General features: G+C 71.3%; 19 protein-coding genes. 11 read left to right on the plus strand and 8 right to left on the minus strand.

Annotated elements, in window-relative coordinates; all coding sequences use genetic code 11:
• Positions 1-123 precede the first annotated feature (123 nt).
• From ACQY0Z_RS27875 to ACQY0Z_RS27890, 4 genes are read left to right on the plus strand one after another with little or no spacing between them, the layout of a single operon-like run.
• Entirely contained in the window at positions 124-1,428 is a 1,305-nt protein-coding gene (locus tag ACQY0Z_RS27875) for an ABC transporter substrate-binding protein (protein WP_254585826.1), read from the plus strand.
• Positions 1,429-1,438: 10 nt separating this feature from the next.
• The gene (locus ACQY0Z_RS27880) at positions 1,439-2,398 is read left to right on the plus strand and encodes a carbohydrate ABC transporter permease (protein ID WP_189902954.1); all 960 of its coding nucleotides are present in this window, start codon (positions 1,439-1,441) and stop codon (positions 2,396-2,398) included.
• Entirely contained in the window at positions 2,395-3,213 is an 819-nt protein-coding gene (locus ACQY0Z_RS27885) for a carbohydrate ABC transporter permease (RefSeq protein ID WP_189902955.1), read from the plus strand. Before ACQY0Z_RS27880 ends, ACQY0Z_RS27885 begins: the two co-directional genes overlap by 4 nt.
• Positions 3,210-5,576, plus strand: coding sequence for a glycoside hydrolase family 3 N-terminal domain-containing protein (locus tag ACQY0Z_RS27890; RefSeq protein WP_439812996.1), 2,367 nt, complete (start codon positions 3,210-3,212; stop codon positions 5,574-5,576). Before ACQY0Z_RS27885 ends, ACQY0Z_RS27890 begins: the two co-directional genes overlap by 4 nt.
• Before the next feature lie 72 nt (positions 5,577-5,648).
• Here the strand turns inward: ACQY0Z_RS27890 and ACQY0Z_RS27895 are convergent, their stop codons facing one another.
• From ACQY0Z_RS27895 to ACQY0Z_RS27905, 3 genes are all read right to left on the minus strand, one after another.
• Positions 5,649-8,615, minus strand: coding sequence for a carbohydrate binding domain-containing protein (locus ACQY0Z_RS27895; RefSeq protein ID WP_381728107.1), 2,967 nt, complete (start codon positions 8,613-8,615; stop codon positions 5,649-5,651).
• Positions 8,616-8,980: 365 nt separating this feature from the next.
• Positions 8,981-9,097: a DUF397 domain-containing protein gene (locus ACQY0Z_RS27900; protein WP_430541794.1), complete on the minus strand. Its 117-nt coding sequence runs from the start codon at positions 9,095-9,097 to the stop codon at positions 8,981-8,983.
• 111 nt (positions 9,098-9,208) lie between these two features.
• Positions 9,209-9,946, minus strand: coding sequence for a nitroreductase family protein (locus ACQY0Z_RS27905; RefSeq protein ID WP_189902961.1), 738 nt, complete (start codon positions 9,944-9,946; stop codon positions 9,209-9,211).
• A gap of 154 nt (positions 9,947-10,100) precedes the next feature.
• Here ACQY0Z_RS27905 and ACQY0Z_RS27910 point away from each other — a divergent pair, with 154 nt between their 5' ends.
• Positions 10,101-10,337 carry a hypothetical protein gene (locus tag ACQY0Z_RS27910; protein ID WP_254585830.1) on the plus strand — a complete coding sequence of 79 codons (237 nt, stop codon included), beginning with the start codon at positions 10,101-10,103 and terminating at the stop codon, positions 10,335-10,337.
• 63 nt (positions 10,338-10,400) lie between these two features.
• Here the strand turns inward: ACQY0Z_RS27910 and ACQY0Z_RS27915 are convergent, their stop codons facing one another.
• Positions 10,401-11,225: an SDR family NAD(P)-dependent oxidoreductase gene (locus tag ACQY0Z_RS27915; RefSeq protein WP_439812997.1), complete on the minus strand. Its 825-nt coding sequence runs from the start codon at positions 11,223-11,225 to the stop codon at positions 10,401-10,403.
• Positions 11,226-11,383: 158 nt separating this feature from the next.
• Here ACQY0Z_RS27915 and ACQY0Z_RS27920 point away from each other — a divergent pair, with 158 nt between their 5' ends.
• The 3 genes from ACQY0Z_RS27920 (at position 11,384) to ACQY0Z_RS27930 (ending at position 14,155) form a co-directional block, all read left to right on the plus strand.
• Positions 11,384-11,731 carry a deoxyxylulose-5-phosphate synthase gene (locus ACQY0Z_RS27920; RefSeq protein WP_439812998.1) on the plus strand — a complete coding sequence of 116 codons (348 nt, stop codon included), beginning with the start codon at positions 11,384-11,386 and terminating at the stop codon, positions 11,729-11,731.
• A 54-nt stretch (positions 11,732-11,785) separates the two neighbouring features.
• Complete coding sequence (locus ACQY0Z_RS27925) at positions 11,786-12,709, plus strand: oxygenase MpaB family protein (protein WP_439812999.1); 924 nt, start codon at positions 11,786-11,788, stop codon at positions 12,707-12,709.
• Between the two features lie 213 nt (positions 12,710-12,922).
• On the plus strand, positions 12,923-14,155 hold the full coding sequence (locus tag ACQY0Z_RS27930; protein ID WP_381728115.1) for an oxygenase MpaB family protein: 1,233 nt from the start codon (positions 12,923-12,925) through the stop codon (positions 14,153-14,155).
• Between the two features lie 67 nt (positions 14,156-14,222).
• Here ACQY0Z_RS27930 and ACQY0Z_RS27935 read toward each other — a convergent pair whose 3' ends face one another.
• From ACQY0Z_RS27935 to ACQY0Z_RS27950, 4 genes are all read right to left on the minus strand, one after another.
• Positions 14,223-15,419 (minus strand): TetR/AcrR family transcriptional regulator, encoded by a 1,197-nt coding sequence (locus ACQY0Z_RS27935; RefSeq protein WP_189902971.1) that lies wholly within the window; start codon positions 15,417-15,419, stop codon positions 14,223-14,225.
• A 95-nt stretch (positions 15,420-15,514) separates the two neighbouring features.
• Positions 15,515-16,606 (minus strand): NAD(P)-dependent alcohol dehydrogenase, encoded by a 1,092-nt coding sequence (locus ACQY0Z_RS27940; RefSeq protein WP_439813000.1) that lies wholly within the window; start codon positions 16,604-16,606, stop codon positions 15,515-15,517.
• Positions 16,603-17,106 carry a DUF4334 domain-containing protein gene (locus tag ACQY0Z_RS27945; protein WP_439813001.1) on the minus strand — a complete coding sequence of 168 codons (504 nt, stop codon included), beginning with the start codon at positions 17,104-17,106 and terminating at the stop codon, positions 16,603-16,605. The genes ACQY0Z_RS27940 and ACQY0Z_RS27945 overlap by 4 nt, the downstream gene beginning before the upstream one ends.
• 58 nt (positions 17,107-17,164) lie before the next feature.
• Positions 17,165-17,875, minus strand: a complete 711-nt coding sequence (locus tag ACQY0Z_RS27950; protein WP_439813002.1) for a TetR/AcrR family transcriptional regulator — start codon at positions 17,873-17,875, stop codon at positions 17,165-17,167.
• Positions 17,876-18,134: 259 nt separating this feature from the next.
• On the opposite strand from ACQY0Z_RS27950, the gene ACQY0Z_RS27955 reads away from it, so the two are divergent.
• Genes ACQY0Z_RS27955 through ACQY0Z_RS27965 form a run of 3 tightly spaced genes read left to right on the plus strand, consistent with a single transcriptional unit; the run spans position 18,135 to position 21,474 of the window.
• Positions 18,135-19,289, plus strand: a complete 1,155-nt coding sequence (locus ACQY0Z_RS27955) for a CaiB/BaiF CoA transferase family protein (protein WP_189902979.1) — start codon at positions 18,135-18,137, stop codon at positions 19,287-19,289.
• Positions 19,289-20,314: an LLM class F420-dependent oxidoreductase gene (locus tag ACQY0Z_RS27960; protein WP_439813003.1), complete on the plus strand. Its 1,026-nt coding sequence runs from the start codon at positions 19,289-19,291 to the stop codon at positions 20,312-20,314. Before ACQY0Z_RS27955 ends, ACQY0Z_RS27960 begins: the two co-directional genes overlap by 1 nt.
• Positions 20,311-21,474 carry an acyl-CoA dehydrogenase family protein gene (locus ACQY0Z_RS27965; protein ID WP_347226657.1) on the plus strand — a complete coding sequence of 388 codons (1,164 nt, stop codon included), beginning with the start codon at positions 20,311-20,313 and terminating at the stop codon, positions 21,472-21,474. Before ACQY0Z_RS27960 ends, ACQY0Z_RS27965 begins: the two co-directional genes overlap by 4 nt.

Here is a 21,474-nt window from a genome sequence, read left to right on the forward strand (position 1 = left end):
CACCGCGTGTCGATAACGTTTCGGGCGAGTTGCGGCTCGACCGTTGACCCCAACTCCCGTCTGACCTACTGTCCCTCGGCATGGACTTTCGGCGATGAAGCCGAAACTTTCGAAAGGCGAACGATGAAGACACGTGCGCGCTTGCCCAGACTGATCGCCACCGGTGCGACGCTCGCCCTGGCCCTGAGCCTGTCCGCCTGCGGTGACGGCAACGGCGGGGCGTCGGCGGACGACGGCAAGATCCATATCCTTGTCTACGGGGACGCCACCAACAAGATCGAGAAGCAGGTCGTCGACAAGTTCAACGAGACGTCCGACGTCAAGGCGGTCCTCGACACCATCCCCGGTGCCGACTACCAGAAGAAGCTTCAGACGATCATCAGCACCCCGCAGGCCCCGGACGTCTTCTTCAACTGGGGCGGCGGCAGCATCAAGCCCTTCGTCAAGGCCGACCTGCTGCTCCCGCTCGACGACTTCATCAAGAAGAACCCGGAACTGGAGAGCAAGTTCCTCCCGTCCGTCTTCAACAACGCCGTCGTCGACGACAAGCCGTACGGCATCCCCATGCGCGGCACGCAGCCGGTGCTGCTGTTCCACAACAAGAACGTCCTCAAGAAGGCGGGCGTCCAGCCGCCGAAGACCTGGGACGACCTGCTCGACGCGGTCGAGAAGCTGAAGGACGAGGGCGTCACCCCGATCGCGCTCGGCGGCGGCGACGTCTGGCCCACCCAGATGTGGTTCCAGTACCTCTACGACCGCATAGCCGGCCCGGAGCTCTTCCAGAAGGCCCTCGACGGCGACAAGAGCGCCTGGGAGGCCCCGGAGAGCAAGAACGCCCTGGAGAAGATCCGCGAGCTCGTCGACGCGGGCGCCTTCGGCAAGAACTACGACTCCGTCAAGTACACCAACGGCGGCTCGGTCGCGCTGGTCGCACAGGGCAAGGCCGGCTTCGAGCTGATGGGCTCCTGGTACTACTCCCAGCAGCTCACCGACCACCCGGACTTCGCGGAGAAGGGCCTCGGCTACTCCGCCTTCCCGACGGTCGAGGGCGGCAAGGGCGACCCGAAGAACGTCGCCGGCAACACCAACAACTACTACTCGGTGCTGAAGAAGACCAAGCACCCCGAGGCCGTCGCCAAGTTCCTCGAGCTCATGTACTCCGACGAGTTCGTCAAGGCGCAGCTCGACGTCGGCAACCTCACCACCACGACCAACACCGACGAGTTCATCGAGACGTCCGCGACGCCCGAGTACTCCCGCTTCCAGTACGACCTCGTCGCGGGCGCCCCCTCGTTCCAGCTCTCCTGGGACCAGGCGTACCCGCAGTCGGCGGCGTCGGACATGCACAAGGCCATCCAGCAGTTCTTCAACGGACAGCTCGACGCGGACGGCTTCATCAAGGCCATGCAGGCCCTCCCGACCGAGTGACGAACGGCTCATGACCACAAAGATCACGAGCGCTCCGCCCGCCGCCGGACTCCGCAAGGAGTCCCGGCGGCGGCCGGCCGCCTCCCCCTCCATATCCACGGTGGGCCGCCCGGGCTTCGCCTGGGCGCTGCCCGCCGCCCTGTTCTTCACGCTCTTCGCCATCGTCCCGCTCGTGATGGTCGCGGTGCTGTCCTTCATGAGCTGGAACGGGCTCGGCTCGCCCCAGTGGGTCGGCACCGACAACTGGTCGCGCCTGTGGGACGACCCGGTCATGCTGAAGAGCGTCTGGCTCACCCTGCTGCTGACCGCGCTCGGCGTGGTCGTCCAGACCCCGCTGAGCATCCTGCTCGGCGTCTGGGCGGCCGGTTACCAGCGCAACCGCGCGGTGCTGTCCGTCATCTACTTCATCCCGCTGCTGCTGTCCGCCACCGCCGTCTCCGTGCTGTGGCGTGCGCTGCTCGACCCGAACTTCGGCATCCCGGCGGACGCCTCCTGGCTGTTCGGCGACGGCAACCTGTTCGGCGAACAGGCCACCGCCATCGGCGTGCTGGCGTTCGTCAGCACCTGGCAGTTCACCCCGTTCCACACGCTGATCTACCAGGGCGCCGCCCGCTCCATCCCGCAGGTGCTCTACCAGGCCGCTGAGATCGACGGCGCGGGCCGCTACCGGCAGTTCTTCCACATCACGCTGCCGCAGCTCCGCAACTCCATGATCACGTCGATGATCCTGATGATCGTCGGTGGCCTCACCACCTTCGAGACCGTCCTCATCCTCACCCAGGGCGGCCCCGGCACCGACACGACCATCAGCGCCTACTACATGTACGACAAGGCCTTCAAGGGCTTCGACTTCGGCGCCGGCTCCGCCATCGCCCTCGCCCTGGTCGTCGCCGCCACCGTCATCTCCCTGGTCGTGGTCAAGGTCTCCGGCTACGACAAGATGCGCAGCTCCATGGAAGGTGTGTCATGAGGCGCCGCCCCAACTACCTGGCCGGCGCCGGCTCGATGGTCTGGCTGTTCCTGGTCGGACTGCCGCTGTACGTGATGCTCGCGGCGACCCTGCGCACCCGCCAGGACTACGCCCAGAACGGCCCGGTGTCCTTCCCGGACACCTTCACCCTGGACAACTTCACCGGCGCGTTCGACTCGGGCTTCGGCCGCTACTTCCTCAACACGCTCGTCGTCACGGCCTGCGTGATCGGCATCGTGGTGCTGCTGGTCCCGCCGCTCGCCTACGCCATCGTGCGCAGCCGCGGCAGGACCACGTCGGCGATCTTCCGGCTGTTCCTGCTCGGCCTGGCGATCCCCGCCCAGGCCGTCATCGTGCCGATGTTCTACCTGATCAGCGAAGCCGGGCTGTACGACAACCTGCTCGGCGTCATCCTGCCCACGGCCGCGTTCTGCCTGCCGATGTCGGCGCTCATCCTCAGCGGCGCCATGCGTGACATCTCCCCGGAGCTGTACGAAGCCATGGCCATGGACGGCGCCTCCCCGCGCCGGATGTTCTTCCAGCTGGTGCTCCCGCTGTCCCGGGGCGGACTGTCCACCATCGTGGTCTTCTCCGCGCTCCAGGCATGGAACGGCTTCCTGTTCCCGCTCGTGCTGACCCAGTCCGACTCCACCAAGGTCGTCACCCTGGGCCTGTACGACTTCCAGACCGAACACGGCATCGACATCCCCGGGCTGCTGGGAGCCGTGGTGCTGTCCATGGTGCCCATCCTGCTCGTCTACCTGTTCGCCCGTCGTGCCCTGGTCCAGGGTCTGATGGGTGTCGGAGGAAAGTGACCGCGAACGTGGCCGTAGAGACCACCCCCGAAACCCCCCTCTGGAACGACCCCTCCCACCCCGTCTCCGCCCGGGTCGACGCGCTGATCGGCGCCATGACCCTCCAGGAGAAGATCGCCCAGCTGTACGGCGTGTGGGTCGGCGCCTCCGCCGACGGCGGCGAAGTGGCCCCGCACCAGCACGACATGGAGGAGGCCGTCGACCTCGACGACCTCCTGCCGTCCGGCCTGGGCCAGCTCACCCGCCCCTTCGGCACCGCCCCCGTCGACCCGGCGCTCGGCGCGCTGTCCCTGCTACGCACCCAGACCCGCATCACCTCGGCGAACCGCTTCGGCATCCCCGCCGTCGCGCACGAGGAGTGCCTGGCCGGCTTCGCCGCCTGGGGCGCCACCGCCTACCCCGTCCCGCTGTCCTGGGGCGCCACCTTCGACCCGGACGTGATCCGCCGAATGGCCGCCGCCATCGGCCGCGACATGCGCGCCGTCGGCGTCCACCAGGGCCTCGCCCCCGTCCTGGACGTGGTGCGCGACGCCCGCTGGGGCCGCGTCGAGGAGACCATCGGCGAGGACCCGTACCTCGTCGGCACCATCGGCACCGCCTACGTCCAGGGCCTGGAGTCCGCCGGGATCGTCGCCACGCTGAAGCACTTCGTCGGCTACTCGGCCTCCCGCGCCGGACGCAACCTCGCTCCCTCCTCCGTGGGCCCGCGCGAACGTGCCGACGTGCTGCTGCCGCCGTTCGAGATGGCGATCCACGAGGGCGGCGCCCGCTCCGTCATGCACGCCTACACCGACATCGACGGCGTCCCGGCCGCGGCCGACGAGGCCCTGCTCACCGGTCTGCTCCGCGACACGTGGGGTTTCGACGGCACGGTCGTCGCCGACTACTTCGGCATCGCGTTCCTCAAGACGCTGCACGGTGTCGCAGGCGACTTCGCCGACGCGGCCGGCGCCGCGCTCAAGGCGGGCGTCGACGTCGAACTGCCCACGGTCAAGACGTTCGGCGCCCCGCTCGTGGAGGCCGTCACCGAGGGCCGGGTACCGGAGGACCTGATCGACCGCGCCCTGCGCCGCGTCCTCACCCAGAAGGCGGAGCTGGGCCTGCTGGACCGGGACTGGAGCCCGGTGCCGCCCGCGTTCGACGGCGCCGACCTGGACGACCCCGACGCCCTGCGCGGCAAGATCGACCTGGACGGACCCGAGAACCGCGAACTGGCCCGCGAGATCGCCGAGAAGGCGGTGGTCCTGCTCAGCAACGACGGCACCCTGCCGCTGGCCCGCCCCCGCCGGATCGCGCTCGTCGGCCCCAACGCCACCGAGCCGTCGGCCGTCCTCGGCTGTTACTCCTTCCCGCAGCACGTGGGCGTGAAGTATCCGGACATCCCGGTGGGCATCGAACTGCCCGACCTGCGCGAGAGCTTGACTGCCGAGTTCCCGGACGCCGAGATCACCGTCGTCCGCGGCACGGGCGTCGACGACGGGGACCTCTCCGGCATCGCGGAGGCGGTGGACACGGCGCGTGACGCCGACATCGTCGTCGTGGCGCTCGGTGACCGGGCCGGCCTGTTCGGCCGCGGCACGAGCGGCGAGGGCTGCGACGCGGAGTCCCTGGCACTGCCGGGCGCGCAGCAGCAACTGCTGGACGCGCTGCTCGACTCGGGCACCCCGGTGGTGACGGTCCTGCTGGCGGGCCGCCCCTACGCGCTGGGCCGCGGGGTGGGGGAATCGGCGGCGATCGTGCAGTCGTTCTTCCCGGGCGTCGCGGGCACGCGGGCCATCGCGGGCGTGCTCAGCGGCCGTACGAACCCGTCCGGCCGCCTCCCGGTCAGCGTCCCGCGCACGTCCGGCTCCCAGCCGACCACGTACCTCGGCGCCCCCCTCGCCCAGGCCAGCGAGGTGTCCAACATCGACCCGACGCCGGCGTTCGGCTTCGGCCACGGCCTGACGTACACCACGTTCGCGTGGAGCGACCTGACGGTGGACGCCGAAGAGGCGCCGACGGGCGGGGAGTTCACCGCCTCGCTCACCGTGCGCAACACGGGGGAGCGGGCCGGCACGGAGGTCGTCCAGCTCTACCTGCACGACCCGGTCGCCTCGGTGGTCCAGCCGGTCCAGCGCCTGGTCGGCTACACCCGCCTGGACCTGGAGCCGGGCGAGGAGCGCAGGCTCCGGGTCACGATCCCGGCGGACGTGGCGTCCTTCACCGGCCGCGACGGCCGCCGCGTCGTGGAACCGGGTGCGTTGGAACTCCGCCTGTCGGCCTCCAGCACGGAGCCCCGCCTGACGGTGGCGGTCACCCTGACGGGGGAGGCACGGGAGGTGGACCACAGGCGGCGGTTCCGGGCGGAGTTCTCGGTGGAGTAGCCGCACGGTTCGGGGGAGACGGCGGTGCGGGTCCCGGAGCCGGGGACCCGCACCGCCGTCGTTCTGCCTGCGCTACTTCAGATAGGGGCCGTCGGTGCCGATCTTGCCGGGGCCGTCGAGGACGTAGACCCGGAGGTTGCCCTTGCCGGGGGCCGCCACCGAGAGGGTGCCGTTGGTGATCGTGCGGGTGTCGCCGGTGATCGCGTCCCGGTAGGTGCCGTTGGGGATGCCGGTGAAGGCGGCGGCGCCCGAGACGGTGACCAGGGCGAAGCTGTCGGTGGCGCCCGCGGTGTAGCGGCGTTTGAAGGCCATGTCGCCGCTGATGCCGGCTGTGGAGTACTGGCCCGACTGGAGGGCGGGCACGGCGCGGCGGATCTGGTTGAGGCGCTGTACGTGCTTGACCAGGGGCTGTTGGAGGGTGGTGGCGACCGTCCCGGAGGCGGACTCGACCTGGGAGAAGCCGGACGCCTTCACCTCACCGGCGAGGTGGTCGCCGTAGTAGGCGCGCCCGGTGGTGGCCAGCGGGCAACTGGGGCCGCAGTCGATCTTCTTGCCCTTCTGGAACTCGATCTCCGAGCCGTAGTAGAGGGTGGGGATGCCGCGGAAGGTCCACATCAGCGACATGTTCTCGGCCCAGGCGTCGGTGCCGCCCGTGTAACGCTCGCTGCTCTTGTTGGGGCCGTAGTCGTGGCTGTCGACGTAGACGACGTTGTACGTGGCGTCGTTGTAACTGTCGTCGGAGTCCTTGCCGTTGTGAAAGGCGTTGCTCGCGTCGCCGAAGTTCATGTGCATCCGCATGTCGATGACGTGCATGCCGGAGGCGCGGCTGTGGTCCGGGGCGTGGTAGCTGTTGCCGTCGAGGAACGCGTTGGTGGACGTGGGCTGGTTGCCGGTGCCCTGCTGCTGTTCGTACTCGTACATCTCGAGCGCCGCCCGCTCGTCGTCGGCGCTGTACTCCTTGCGCTCCTTCCAGGTGTAGAACTGCGCCGAGTGGTTGACCGAGCCGCGGTTCCACTTGTCGTTGACGAAGGCGGCGACCTCGCCGAAGACGAAGAAGTTCCGCGCGGCCTCGGCGCCGTGCCGCTGGGCGACGCGTTCCTGGACGGCGGGCAGGAAGCGGCGGTTCCAGGTGGTGCGCGGGATGTGCACGGCCGTGTCGACGCGGAAGCCGTCGACTCCCATGTCGATGTACTTGTTGTATGCGCCGATCACATAGTTCTGCACCTGCGCATTCTCGGTGTTGAAGTCGGCCAGGTCCTCATGCAGCCAGCAGGAACGGGAGTCCTCGCCCTCCCAGTTGCCGATCCAGCACTGGTGGTAGAGCGCCTTGGGGAACATGCCGGAGGTGGGGCTCGGCCACTGGCAGTTGTAGAGGGTGTAGCCCTCGGGACTTCTGCCGCCCGTGGGGACGCCCCAGTTGACGCAGGTGTTGCCGGAGGGCTCGGCCGTGGACCACAGGTCGCCGTTGTAGTAGGACTTGCCGCTCTTGGGTTCGACGGTGAGCCCGTCGTACTCGAACCCCGGCTGCCTCTCGTCGTAGTACCAGCTCCACTGCGCGTCCCGCAGCCCGTAGACGGTCGGGGTGAACAGCCCCTTGGCGCCCCACCGGGAGGAGTGGTTGTAGACGACGTCCTGGTAGATCTTCATGCCCTTGGCGTGGGCGGCGTCGATGAGGTCCTGGTAGGAGGCGCCGGCGGACTCCAGGCGCGGGTCGACCTTGTAGAAGTCCCAGCCGTGGTAGCCGTGGTAGTCGTAGTCGGACCGGTTGAGGACCACCGGGGTGATCCAGACGGCGGAGAAACCGAGCGCCTTGATGTAGTCGAGTTTCTGGACCAGTCCCTTGAAGTCGCCGCGGAACATGGGGTCGTCGTTGGCCGCGTTGCCGGACTTCTCGTGCTGGCTGCCACCACGGTTGTTGGCGGGGTCGCCGTCGTGGAAGCGGGCGGTGAGGACGAAGTAGATGGGGTCCTTGCGGGGGTCGGTACCAAGGGGCGTGCCGGAGGCGGGTGTTGAGGGCTCGGTGCCGGTCGTCGCGGTGGCGGAGGGCGAGGCGGGGGAGAGGTTGCCCGCGGCGTCGACGGCGCGGACGGTGTAGGTGTAGGCGGTGTTCTCCTCGAGCCCGGTGTCGGAGAAGACGGTGGAGCCGACGTCCGATACGACGTCCCCCTTGGTCCCGCCGGTGCGGGTGACCTGGTAGCCGGTGACACCGGTGTCGTCGCTCGACGGTTCCCAGGTGAGGACGACGGAGACTCCGTCGGCGCGTGCGGTCACGCCGGTCGGCGCGGTGGGCGCCTGCGTGTCGGGTGCCTGCTCGGCACAGGGGTCCTCCGCGTCGGCGGTGACCGTGCTGTCGGCGACGGCGGAGACACCGGCGGGGATCGTGTAGTCGGCGCCGCCGTTGTTGTCCCAGACGCCGTTGCCGTTGTTGAAGGCGGCGGTGAGGGAGGTGGCGGAGCCCAGGTTGAGGTCCTGCTTCCACCATCCCGTGCACACGGGCCGCAGACCGATCCCGGGTACGGTGGTCCAGGCGCCGCCGGCGGGCCGGTAGTGGATGTTGGCGGTGGTCCAGCCGAGGGTGCGGGTGGAGTAGTAGACGGTGGCGGTGTTGCCGTCGCCGTCGGGGGCCGCGCAGGGGTCGGAGTGGGCGACGACGCCGTCTTTGACGGTGATGTTCCCTGTGCCGAGGGCGTAGTTGCGGCCACTGTTGTTGTCCCAGGTGCCGGAGCCGTCGGTGAAGGTGGCCTGCAAGCCGTCGGCGGTGCCGAGGTCGACGGTCTTCTTCACCCAGCCGGTGCAGGCCGCCTCCATCTCGATGCCGGGGACGGTGGTCCAGGCGCCGCCGTCGGGGGCGTAGTGAAGGTGGTGGCGGGCCCAGTTCTTGGTGGTTGTGGAGTAGTACACGGTCGCCGTGTTCCCGGCCGCCGCGTCGGGGGCCGCGGCGGCGGTGGGGGAGGGGGCGGTGAGGAGGCCTAACAGGGTGACGGCGGCTGCCGCGGCGGCAACCGGCCGCCCTAGGAGCCGCGTGCGGGTGCGTCTCATGGGTGTCTCCAGGGAGAGCGCGGGGTGGGAGTCAAGGCGTGCGGGCGCGCGGACGATGCAAGTACGTACGGAAAGTTGCTGAAAGCTCTTACGGCAGCGGCAAGTTACCGCCGGGAATCGAAGGTGTGAAGGGGGTGTGCTTCAACTTTCCGGCGGGCCAGGGCCAGGCTCTGGCCTGGACCAAAGAGGTGATCGCAACACCTTGCAGGCATCTTGCGGCGCCTTGCAGGGCCGACAAGGGAAAGGGAGATTGCAGCGTGATGCGGCAGCCGCAGAGGGGGAGTTGTTCTACGAACGCTGCGTCGGACCAGGGGTGGTTGAAGGAAGCGCCGCCCACCGACGCGGACGGAGGGCGGCGGTCCTGACTACTTCGCGGCGAGTCCTACGAACGCCGCCCACCCGTCGCGACCGATCCGCAGTACGGGGCCGGCCTCGACGGCCTTGGAGTCCCGCACGTAGACGGTGCGCGCCCCCTGCTCCACCGCACAGTGATCCGTCGTGAAGCACAACGACCGAGCCGCCGCTCCGGCCACGGCGGGGAGCCGTACGGCGGCCGTACAGATCCGTACGCCCGCCGTACCGAGCCCTGTGTCCTACCACCGATCCCGGTGAACCACCTCCGTCATCGACCGCCGCCGCACCGGACCGAACTTGCCCAGCGGCCATCCCACCGGGATCGCCGCGAAGGTGTTCATGTCCTTGGGGATGCCCAGCGCCGCCTTCCACTCCGTCTCGAGGAACAGGTGCCAGATGGTGATGTTGGCCGCCAGGCCCAGCCCTCGCGCGGCGAGCAGCAGGTTCTGGACGCCCGGGTAGACGCAGGAGCCCTCGGCGAGGGCGGAGAAGCGTTCCTGGATGCGGCCCATCCGCTCCGTCGCCTCCGCGCCCAGCGCCTCGGCGTAGATCCGCAGGCCCTCCTCCTCGATCCGCGGCGGCGGGAACTGGTAGCAGGGGATGATCAGCGCCGGGGTGTCGGCGAAGTGGTCGCGCTGGTACTCGATCGCGGCGACCATGCGTCCGTACGCGGCCTCGTCCATGCCCTCGGGGGCGTACTTCCCGGTCGTGGCCAGGTACGCGTCCACACACCGCTTCCACAGCGGCGCCAGCTCGGCCATGACCGCACGGTCGGTGACGACGACGTACTCGTAGCGCTGCATGTTGCCGCCGCTCGGGCCCCATACGGCCGCCTGTACCAGCTGGTCGAGCAGCTCGTCCGGCACCGGGTCGGGGCGCAGGCGGCGCATCGCCCGCATCGTGCTCATGGTCGCGAAGAGGGACGGCTCGGCGGCGCCGGCGGCCACGGCCCCGGCGACAGCGGTTTCAGTTGTCATGATCGGGAGTGTAGGGACTGTGAACTTCCCGTGTGACGGGTCCAGTTGAATGCGAAACCGTCAGCCCCTCATTTCCCCGCTTCCTCGCTTTCCGTGCATGACGTCCCGCCCGGCGCGGTACTCGGCCCGCACTCACTGCGGAAGGAAGCGGATCATGGCGATCTGTGAAGTGTGCGGGAACGACTACGCCCTCTCCTTCGAGGTGCACACCGTCGACGGTTCCGTCCATACGTTCGACAGCATCGAGTGCGCCGCCCACAAGCTGGCGCCCATCTGCGAGAACTGCGGCTGCAAGGTGCTCGGCCACGGCCATCAGGTCGGCGGCCAGTTCTTCTGCTGCGCACACTGCGCCCGCGCCCAGGGGCACGCCGAGCTGGCCGACAGCGCCTGACCGTCACGCTCCGTGTTCGGAGCCGTCCTCCGTATCCGGAGCAGTCCTCCCTGTCCGGAGCCGTCACCCGTCACCGTAGCGGGGTGCCATACGGCTCCCCGCACCCGCGCGCAGGTTCAGCTCCGCCTCCGCCAGCCGGGCCACGGCCCCCGCGTCCGTCAGTCCGGGCACGCACACCACCTCACCCGCATCCAGACCGGCCAGGGACGCCGTCACCACGTCCGCCGCCGGCATCCCGCCCTCGTCGTGGACGCGCCGCTCACCGCCCACCGGGGTGTCCCCGGCGCCCAGGTGGAACTCGGTCGCCGTGAGGCCGGGGCACACGACCTGCACCCGTACCGGAGAGCCGGCCAGTTCGGCGGCCAGGGTGCGGGTGAACGTCACCGCGTACCCCTTCGTCCCGGCGTAGACGGCCCGCCAGGGGAGCGGGTCCGGTGGCAGGTCACCGGCGAAGGCCAGCAGCGACGCCACGTTGATCACCGCGCCCCGGCCCCGTGTCAGCATGCCCGGCACGGCGGCCCGGGTCAGCGCCGTGAGCGCCACGACGTTCACGTTCACCACCCTGGTGAGCAGGGCGGGGTCCACCTCCGCGAACGGGCCGTAGCCGTTGATGCCCGCGTTGTTGACCACCAGGTCCACGTCGGCCCCTGACGCCCGCTCCACCACGTGGGCCAGGTCGTCCGGGCTGCCCAGGTCCGCCACCAGCGCCTCCACGGCCGCCGCGCCCTTGTTGAGCGCCTCCTCCGCGAGGACGTCCAGTCGCTCCGCCCGCCGGGCGACCAGCACCAGACCCCAGCCGCGCGCCGCCAGCCGGGTCGCGTACTCCCATCCGATGCCGGACGAGGCCCCCGTGACGATCGCCGTGCCGGGTGCGTCGTGCGAGGTCATGTGCGTCCTTCCTCCGTCGCCGGGTGGTGCCTGGCCGGAACGCCGTCCGACCTGCGCCGGGTGTCCCGGCGGCCCCGGAACGAAACGCGGTGGCAGCGGTCGGGCGCGGGTCACAAAGGCGTGGAGCGGCACCACGCCCTCCTTCTACGCTGACCCCCATGCCCCGCTCCAAGACCTCCTTCGTCTGCCTGCCGTGCCGGGCCTCCTGCAAGCAGCCGCACCCCGCCCGGACGCGAAACGGCGAGGCCGGGCGGCGGGTCTGCCCGCGCTGTGCCGGCACGCTGATCCACGTCGGCTCCGCCTTCGCCCCGCCGCCGCGCAGGGACACCGAGGGGTGGAGGGTGCTCTCCCTGCTGCTGCACGCCGGCATCCGTTTCCACAAGAACTGTTGCGCCGGGCCCGGGTACCGGCCGCGCACGCTCCGCGAGGTGCGGGAACGGATGACGTATGCCCGGCGTACCGGTGAGCCGATCGCCAGGGCGCTGGTGCGTCCCGAGCTGCCCTGACGTCCGGCCGGACGCGCCCGGACCGTCACGGGAGGGGCGTGGGAGGCTGGAGGTATGGACACGGGACGGGCGGCGCACTCCGCCGGCGAGGCGATACCGGCACCGGTGCCGACACCCGGACCGGGCGGCGACCGCACGCCCCGTGCCGAGCACGTCGACCCCGTGCCGTTCACCCCCGACACCCTCCTCTGGGACATGGCCGGCGACATCCGCGTCCTGCTCTACCTCCCCGCCGCCCTCGTCCTCCAGGTCGCGCACCCGGCCGTCGGCGCCGGCGTCGACGAGCACTCCGTCTTCCGCACCGACCCCTGGGGCCGCGCCCGCCGCTCGCTCGACTCGCTGCAGCTGTGGGTCTACGGCGGCGACCGGGCCGTCGAGGAGGGGCGCAGGCTGCGGCGGCTGCACCGGGACATCAAGGGCACCGACACCCGGGGGCGCCCCTACCACGCGCTGACGCCCGCCCACTACGCCTGGGTGCACGCCACCGGCTTCCCCGTCTTCCTGCGGGCCGCCGAGTATCTGTTCCGCCCGTTCGACGAGGCGGGGGAGCGGGAGCTGCACACGGAGGCGCGGCGGCTCGGGCGCATCCTCGGCATCCGGGAGCGCGACATGCCGGGCTCCGTCGAGGAGTTCCGGATCTACTTCGACGCGGTCGTCCGCGACGAGCTCGAACGGACCGTCGTCGTCGAGGAGTTGCTCGACCCGCGCCGGTCCGTGCCACCGCCGGACGGGGCGGCGGCAGTGCTGCGGCTGCTCTGGCCCGTACTGCGTCCCGTCCTCCTCCGGCTCCAGGTCTTCGTCACCAAGGGGCTGTTGCCGCCCGTCGCCCGTGAGCGGCTGGACGTCCCGTGGACGGCGCGTGACGAGCGGCGGCTGCGGCTGCTCGGCCGTGTCGTCCGCACCGTCGTACCCCGTCTGCCGGAACGTCTCCGTTACCTGCCCGTCGCCTACGCCGCACGCCGCGCCGCCCGCGCCTGACACCCCGCCCGGGCGGCTGTTGAGCCCCCCAGGCCTGTCACCAGCCCTTGGTCAGGCACCTCCGTCATGCCCATTGCCCACCGCCGCGACCCTCGCTATGTTAATCGAAAATCACATCCGTGCGACGAGGTTCAACACGCATCTGTCGCGCAACTGGCAAGTCTGCGAAGGCATTCCCGAACCGTCCCTCCCCTCAGGGAAGCAGGTAAGTCAATGGAGAACCTCAGCAGGAGAAGGGCGCTGACCCTCGGTGTCGCGCTGGGCCTCGTCGGCGCCGCGGCGCCCGTGCCCGCCTGGGCGTCGGCCGGCTCCGCCGCCGGAACCGCCGGAGCCGGAAAGCTCGCCGGAGCCGGGGCCGCAGCGGGGCCCGGCCCGGAGTGGATCTGGGACGACGCGGCCGACCCGCTCATGGTCCGGATGATCGAGGGCGGCCACGTCCCGGCGATCAACCGGGCGTGGGAGGGCTGGGTGAACAACGACGACCCGATCCCCGGCGGCCTCCCCTCCGACTTCGCCGCCTATCTGGCGCAGGTCAACCGGCTGCCCTCCTGGGCCGACCAGGCCAAGCTCGAGCGCGCCGCCGACTTCAACCGGCGCCGGGACACGTACCTGTTCATGCTGTACGGCCTCGGCAGCGGCATCATGAGCACCGTCATCCCGCGCGAGGCCAAGAGCGTCTACTGGTCGGCGGGCGGCGCCGACATGCAGGACCGCGCGGCCAAGACGTTCACCTTCGGCTACGACCTCTCCGAACTCGGCGCGTTCAAGCCGACCGGGCAGTTCGTCGTCACCGCGAACAAGACCCGCGTGGTGCACGCCGCCGTACGGCACCTGCTGCCGCAGTCGCCGCACTGGAAGGCCGTCGCCGACGAGTCCACCCCGATCAGCGCCGCCGACATCCTCGTCACCTTCCACAGCCTCGGCACGTACGTGCACCAGAAGCTGCTCGAGTGGAAGATCCCGTACCCGGCCGCCGACCAGGAGGCCTTCCTGCACATGTGGCAGGTGGCCGTCCACCTGCTCGGCGTGCCCTACGAGCACATCCCGAAGACCTGGGCCGAGGCCGTCGCGCAGTCGCAGCGGGTCCTCACCCCGATCCTCACCCCGTCGACCGAGGGCATCGAGCTCGCGGAGGACCTGCTCGGCCTGACCGCGCAGATCGACCTCGGCGTCACGCGCGGCTTCCTCAACGAGTTCGTGCGGTACGTCCTCAGCGACCAGGTCGGTGACTGGCTCGGCCTGCGCCGCGACTACGCGGCCGCCGCGCTGGTGCGTACGGCCTGGCCGGCGTTCATCCTCTTCCGTGAGGGTCTGTCGCCCGTGATGCCCGGCACGTTCTACATGTTCGACCAGTTCATCCGGGCCCTGGCCATGCTGTTCCTCAACAAGGGGGAGTCGGGCAAGACCACGCCGATCACCATCCCCACCGGCAACCGGGCGGGCTGAGCGGACGGAACCCGGCAGCACACCGGCACGACCCCGTCCCGCGGCGACCCCGCCGAGGCGGACGGGGTCACACGCCCAGCGCGCCCAGCACCAGCGCCGTGACCGTCTCGCGGTTTGCCGGGGTGTCCCGCCAGCGCAGGGCCCGACCCGCCTCCACGACCACACCGAAGCCCGCGTGCACCAGCACCCGGCTCTGCCGCGGGTCCAGCTCCGGACGGACCTGCCGCAGCTGCTGCTCCCACACGGCGATGTGCTCCCGCTGCGCCAGCACCACCGGCTGCCGCAACGCGTCGGGCAGACCGCCCAGTTCGGCCTCGGCCACGCTGTTCAGCTCGGTGTGCTCGAAGCTGTACGCCACGTACGTCGACGCCAGCGCGACCAGAGCCTCGCGCGGCCCGTCCACCCCCTGCAGGCTCCGTTCCACCCCCTGCGAGAGGAGCGCCGCCGCCTGGAGGCAGGCCGCCGCGAGGATGTCGATCTTCCCGGGGTAGTGCCGGTACAGCGCGGACGGGGTCAGGCCCACCGCCTGCGCGATCTGCCCGTTGGTGACGCTGGCGAAGCCGTTGCGCGCGAACAGCGGCACGGACGCGGCGAGGATCTCCGCGCGGCGGGTGCGCGGGACGGGACGCCCGGGCAGCTCCACCGGGTGCGCCCCAGGCGGCACCGCCGCGGGATCGCTCGCCGCCACCCCGAGCGCCGCCGCCGACAGCAGTTCCTCCGCGCGGCGTTGGGCGATGGACGTGCGGTGCATCGTGACCGACCCGATCGCGCCGAGCGCCGCCACGGCCCGCAGCCGTTCGTCCGGCAGCGGATGCTCGCGCCGCACCGCCTCCTCGACCCGCTCCACCAGCCGCCCGAACTTCACCCGCAGCCGCCTGCGGTCCTCACGGTTGAGGTAGCGCGCCTCCCAGCGGTACACGCCGCCCGACGCGCGGTGCGCCACGGTGATCCGGGTGAGCGACGTCAGCACGTCCGTGAGGCTCGCCCCGGGAGGCACCTCGTCGAGCGCCTCGACCAGTCCGTCCACCATGACGTCCGCGCACTCCGCGAACAGGGCGTACTTGTTGGGGAAGTGCCGGTACAGCGCCGCCGCGGAGATGCCCACCTGCGCGGCGACCTCCTCCATGGAGGCCGTGTGGTAACCGCGCTCGCTGAACACCCGCCCGGCCGCCTCGACGATCAGCTGTCTGCGGTTACGGGGCCGCGTGCCCGGAGTCGGCTCGGCGGGCGCGGCGGAGCGGGCGGACGAGGAGGCGGGAGCCATGGCGTTCAGTCAATCACACGGGGTGAGGCGACCGGGCGCCCTCCGCTCCCGGTGAGGGCAGGGACCGGACGCCGTCCCGCGCGTGCCGGCGCCCCTCAGTCGAACACCAGCACCGGCTTCACCACCCCGCCCTCCTCCATCGCCCGCACCGCCGACCCGATCTCCTCGAACGGGAACGTCGCGACCAGCGTCTCCAGGGGGAACAGGCCGCGGCGCCACAGGCCGATCAGGTCCGGCAGGAAGCGGCCGGGGTGGGAGTCGCCCTCGATCACCCCGTGCACCCGCACCCCCTTCGCCAGCAGCGGCATCACGTCGAACGTGACCTCGCCGCCCAGCCCGACCAGCGCCAGTTCGCCGCGCGGGCGCAGCGCTGCGACCGCCTGGCGGGCCATCTCCGGGCGTCCCGTCGTCTCCACGACATGGTGCGCCCCGCCGCCCGTGAGGTCCCGCAGCGCCGCCACCAGACCGTCCCCGGGCGGCAGCGCCGCCTTCGCGCCCAGCTCGACGGCCAGGGCGCGGCGCGCGGGGACGGGGTCGACGGCCACCACCGGGTCGCAGCCGACCGCCACCGCCGCCATCACCGCGCTCAGCCCGACCCCGCCCGCCGCCATCACGACCAGGGACGCGCCGGGCTCCGGCCGCAGCCGGTTGAGCACCGTCCCCGCGCCCGTCTGCCCGCTGCACCCGAGCGGCGCCGCGACCTCGTCGGGCAGGTCCCCCGGCACCGGGACCACGCCCCGTTCCCGCACCACGGCGTACGTGGCGAAGCTGGACTGGCCGAAGAAGCCGCCGTGCACGGGTGTGCCGTCACGGGCGAGGGGAGTGGTGCCGTCGGCGCGTCCGCCGGAGAAGTTCAGGGACCGCGCGTGCAGACAGTACGCGGGATGCCCTGTGGCGCACTGCTCGCACGCGCCGCAGCTCGCGAAGGTGAGGCAGACCCGCTCGCCGGGCGCCACACACCTCACCTTCGCGCCGACCGCCTCGACCCGCCCCGTGCCCTCGTGACCGAAGACCATCGGGGTGAGCCCGTCGGGCCAGGTGTCCCGCATGCCGAGGTCGGTGTGGCAGATGCCGGCCGCGGTCATCCGCACCAGCACCTCGTCGGGCCGCGGCTCGCCGAGGTCCAGGTCGTGCACGGTGAACGGTGCGCCCGGCGCCTCGGCGACCGCCGCGCGGATCCGTCTCACGCGCCGTCTCCCGTGGGGCCGGCCCCGGAGCCGGACACACGCTCCAGGTAGAAGTAGTAGTACGGCCCGCCGTCCCGCACGTCCTTGCCGTTCATGATGCCCAGCAGCGTGCCCTCGTCCACCCACTTGAAGTGGTCGAACACCGGCCGCCCGTCGTACACCATCGTGGCCGTCGACTCACCGCGGAACTCCACCGTCCACAGGCTCGCCTCGCCCTGGCCCAGCTCGGTGTTCGAGTACAGCTCGCCCGCTTCGTTCCGGCACATCAGCGGCTTGGCGTCCTGCAGCGAGTGGAACGTCTTGCCGTACCAACCCGCCTTCTCCAGCATGCCGTTGAGCGGGTGGCCGGTGTCGAACTCGCCGCCCTTCCACTCGCCCAGGATCTCCTTGGGGCGGACCGTCGGCAGCACGGCCCAGATCGCGTCGAGCTCGCCGGGGTCGACCCGGCCGTCCCGCTCCGTCAGCTCACGGAACAGGGCTCGCGCCTCGTGCACGTCCATCACAGGTGTCCTCTCGTCGGTCGGTGCTGCGGCCGGCGCGGCCGGGACCCGGAGTGCCTCAGCCCGACGACGCGCGGGACGCCGTGCCCCGTCCCGCCGGGGCCCGCCGCGGGAACGGCAGGACGACGTCGCCGGTCACCGCGGCCGCGTGGCCCACCGTGCCGAGGCTCAGCAGCACATGCCGCTCCGCGACCTCCTCGGCGGTGAGCGGGCCGTCCTCGCGGAACCAGTTGGCGACGCCCTGGCACATCACGAGCACCGAGCGCACCGCGTCGGCCGGGATGGGCGTGGTGAACACGCCCTGGGCGCGGCCCTCCTCGACCGTGTCCAGGAGCATGTGCTCCAGATAGTCGCGCAGGGCGACGTACCGGGCCCGGTTCTGCGGCTCCAGGCTGCGTATCTCCGTGTCCAGGAACGCCAGTTGGCGGCGGTGGGCCATGTACAGGACGATCGACTCGACCATGCCGCAGAAGCGGGCCAGCGGATCGTCCCCGGCCTCCCGGGCGGCGGCGCGGCAGCGGTCCAGGACGTCCTTGATGGACGTCTCCAGGAGCGTCGCCAGCAGCGCCTGCTTGTTCTCGTAGTGGTAGTACAGCGCGGGCACGGTCACCCCGACCCGGCCGGCTATGTCCCGCACCGAAGTGCCGTGGTAGCCCTGCTCGTTGAAGGCCCGCATGGCGTGCATCAGGATCGGGTGCAGGTCGAGCGGGGCGTAGGAGCGCCAGTGTCCGGCCGGCGGGGTGGTCTCCTGGCTGGGCGCGGTGTTCAACGGCTCTCCTCCGGGGCTGCGGCGGTCGGCGTCATCGTACGGCGGTGCGTCCGGCCCACCTCCCTCTCACCGCTTAGCGATCGTTCAGGAGATCGTGGCGCACGACGGCCGACCCGCAGCCACTTTCCTCCGCGCACCCCGGAAAAACAAGTCCCGCACGGGGAGTTGACCGCTCCGCGTCCCGCTCCTACGTTTAGCGAACGCTCAGTAAGTCCCCGGTCGCCGGCGGCGGGTCCGCCGCGCACCGAGAGAGGAACCCATGAGCCCCACCTCCACCCACCCTCCCGGCCGCACCGCCGCGGGCCCGCTGGACGGTGTGCGCGTGGTCGAACTGGCCGGCATCGGACCGGGACCGTTCGCCGCGATGCTCCTCGCCGACCTGGGCGCCGATGTGGTGCGGGTGGACCGCCCCGGCCGCGGCCCGCTCGGCGGCGACCCCTCCCGTGACCTGACCAACCGCAACAAGCGGTCCGTCGTCGTCGACCTCAAGACGTCCGAAGGACCGGAAACCGTAAGGGCGTTGGCGGCGCGCGCCGACATCCTGCTCGAGGGGTACCGGCCCGGCGTCGCCGAGCGGCTCGGCGTCGGACCCGAGGACTGCATGGCCGCCAACCCCGCGCTGGTGTACGGCCGGATGACCGGCTGGGGGCAGGACGGCCCGCTCGCCTCCCTGGCCGGGCACGACATCGGCTACATCGCCACCGCCGGCGCCCTCTCCATGATCGGCGCCGCGGACGGCCCGCCCGTCTTCCCCGCCAACCTGCTCGGCGACTACGCGGGCGGCTCCCTCTACCTCACCACCGGCGTCCTGGCCGCCCTGCTCACCGCCCGCGCCACCGGCCACGGCCAGGTCGTGGACGCCGCCATCGTCGACGGCACCGCCCACCTGACCAGCCTGTTCTGGGGCATGCTCGCCGAGGGCACCTGGCGCGACGCGCGCGGCCGCAACCTGCTCGACGGCGGCTGCCCCTACTACGCCGTCTACGAGACCTCCGACGGCGGCTGGATGGCCGTCGGCGCCCTCGAACCGCACTTCTACGCCGTGTTCGTGTCCCTGCTCGGCCTGGACGCCGACGAGCTGCCCGACCGAGCCGACCCGCGCACCTGGCCCGCCCTGCGCGCCACCTTCACCGCCCGCTTCAGGACCGCGACCCGCGCCCGCTGGACGGCCCTCTTCGAAGGCACCGACGCCTGCGTCGCCCCCGTGCTGACCCTGACCGAGGCGGCCGACCACAAGCACCTCACCGCGCGCGGCACGTACACCGAGGCGCACGGCGTCACCCAGCCCGCCCCCGCCCCCCGCTTCTCCGGCACACCCGGCACGCTCCGGCGCCCGCCGGCCGTCCCCGGCGCCCACACCCACGACGTGGCCCGCGACTGGGACGTGCCCGAACTGCTGAAGGACCACTGCTGATGGAACTGTCCTCACCCCTGGCCTACGCGGAGGACCCGCGCACCGCCGCCGACAAGGCCGCCGCCCTGGAGTCCGCCGGGCTCGACGCCGTCTGGGTCGCCGAGGCCTACGGCTTCGACTCCCCGACGATCATGGGATACCTCGCCGCGAGGACCGAGCGGATGCGCATCGGGTCCGCCGTCCTCAACGTCTACTCCCGCACCCCCGCGCTCATCGCGCAGACCGCCGCGGGACTCGACGCGATCAGCGGCGGGCGCGCCATCCTCGGCGTCGGCGCCTCGGGACCGCAGGTCGTCGAGGGCTGGCACGGCCGCGTCTACGACCGTCCCCTGGGCCGCGCCCGTGAGGTGATCCAACTGTGCCGGCGGATCTGGCGGCGCGAGGTGATCGAGCACCACGGCATCACCGACCTGCCCGTCCCGCCCGAGAAGGGCGGCACCCTCGGCAAACCCCTCAAGCTGCTCAACCACCCCGTCCGCGACACCATCCCCGTCCACCTCGCCGCCCTCGGTCCGGCCAGCGTCCGCACGGCCGCCGAGATCGCCGACGGCTGGCTGCCGTTCCTCTACGCCCCCGAACACGCGGGGAAGGTGTGGGGCGCCGCCCTCGCCGAGGGCACCGCCAGACGCGACCTGGCGCTCGGCCCGCTCCAGGTCGTCGCCGGCGGACTGCTCGCCATAGGCGACGACGCGGCCGCCGTACGCGACCTGATGCGGCCCACCGTCGCCCTCTACGTCGGAGGCATGGGCGCCCCCGGCCGCAACTTCTACTTCGACCTGATCTGCTCCTACGGCTACGAGGCCGCCGCGGCCGCGATCCAGGAGCACTACCTCGCCGGACGCAAGAAGGACGCGGAGGCCGTCGTGCCGGCGGAACTGCTGGAGCAGCTGTGCCTGGCCGGCCCCGAGGGCTACGTGCGCGACCGCGTCGAGGTCTTCCGCGAGGCGGGCGTCACCATGCTCAACGTCACCCCCGTCGGCCCTGATCCCGCCCGACTGATCGAGCACGTGAGGAGCTGGCTGTGACCACCCCGGAACGCACCCCGGACCGACGCCTGTACGGCCCCGACCACGAGGCCTTCCGCGAGACGGTGCGGACCTTCCTGACGAAGGAGGTGCTCCCGCACCACGAACGCTGGGAGAAGGACGGGGTGGTGGACCGCGAGGTGTGGCGCTCGGCCGGCCGCCAGGGACTGCTCGGCATGGCCGTCGACGAGGAGTACGGCGGCGGGGGCATCGACGACTTCCGCTACAGCGCCGTCCTCATCGAGGAGTTCGCCCGCGCCGGCGCCTCCGGACTGGCGATCAGCCTGCACAACGACATCGTCGGCCCCTACCTCACCCGTCTCGCCAACGACGAGCAGAAGAGCCGCTGGCTGCCCGGCTTCACCTCCGGCGACCTGGTCACCGCCATCGCCATGACCGAACCCGGCGCGGGATCGGACCTCCAGGGCATCCGCACCACCGCCGTCGACCGGGGCGACCACTACCTGCTCAACGGCGCCAAGACGTTCATCTCCAACGGCGTCCTCGCCGACCTCGTCGTCGTGGTCGCCCGCACCACCCCCGAGGGCGGCAGCGGCGGGCAGAGCCTCCTCGTCGTCGAGCGCGGCACGGAGGGCTTCGAACGCGGCCGCAACCTCGACAAGATCGGCCAGAAGGCGCAGGACACCGCCGAGCTGTTCTTCACCGACGTGCGCGTCCCCAAGGAGAACCTGCTGGGGGAGGAGAACCAGGCGTTCGCCTACCTCATGGGCAACCTCGCCCAGGAGCGGCTGGCCATCGCCGTCGGCGCCGCGGCCGCGGCCGAGGAGATCCTCGACGTCACCACCCGCTACGTGAAGGAACGCGAGGCGTTCGGCAGGCCCCTCGCCAAGCTCCAGCACATCCGGTTCGAGATCGCCGAGATGGCCACCGAGAACGCCGTCACCCGCGCCTTCCTGGACCGCTGCGTCGCCGACCACAGCGACGGCCGGCTCGACGCCGTGCACGCCTCGATGGCCAAGTGGTGGGCCACCGAACTCAACAAGCGCGTCGTCGACCGCTGCCTCCAGCTGCACGGCGGCTACGGCTACATGAGCGAGTACAAGGTCGCCCGCGCGTTCCTCGACAGCCGCATCCAGACGATCTACGGCGGCACCACCGAAATCATGAAGGAGATCATCGGCCGCTCCCTGCTGCGCTGA

Origin of the sequence: Streptomyces sp. P9-2 (genome assembly GCF_051903975.1) — a bacterium.
Lineage (GTDB): Bacteria > Actinomycetota > Actinomycetes > Streptomycetales > Streptomycetaceae > Streptomyces > Streptomyces cellulosae.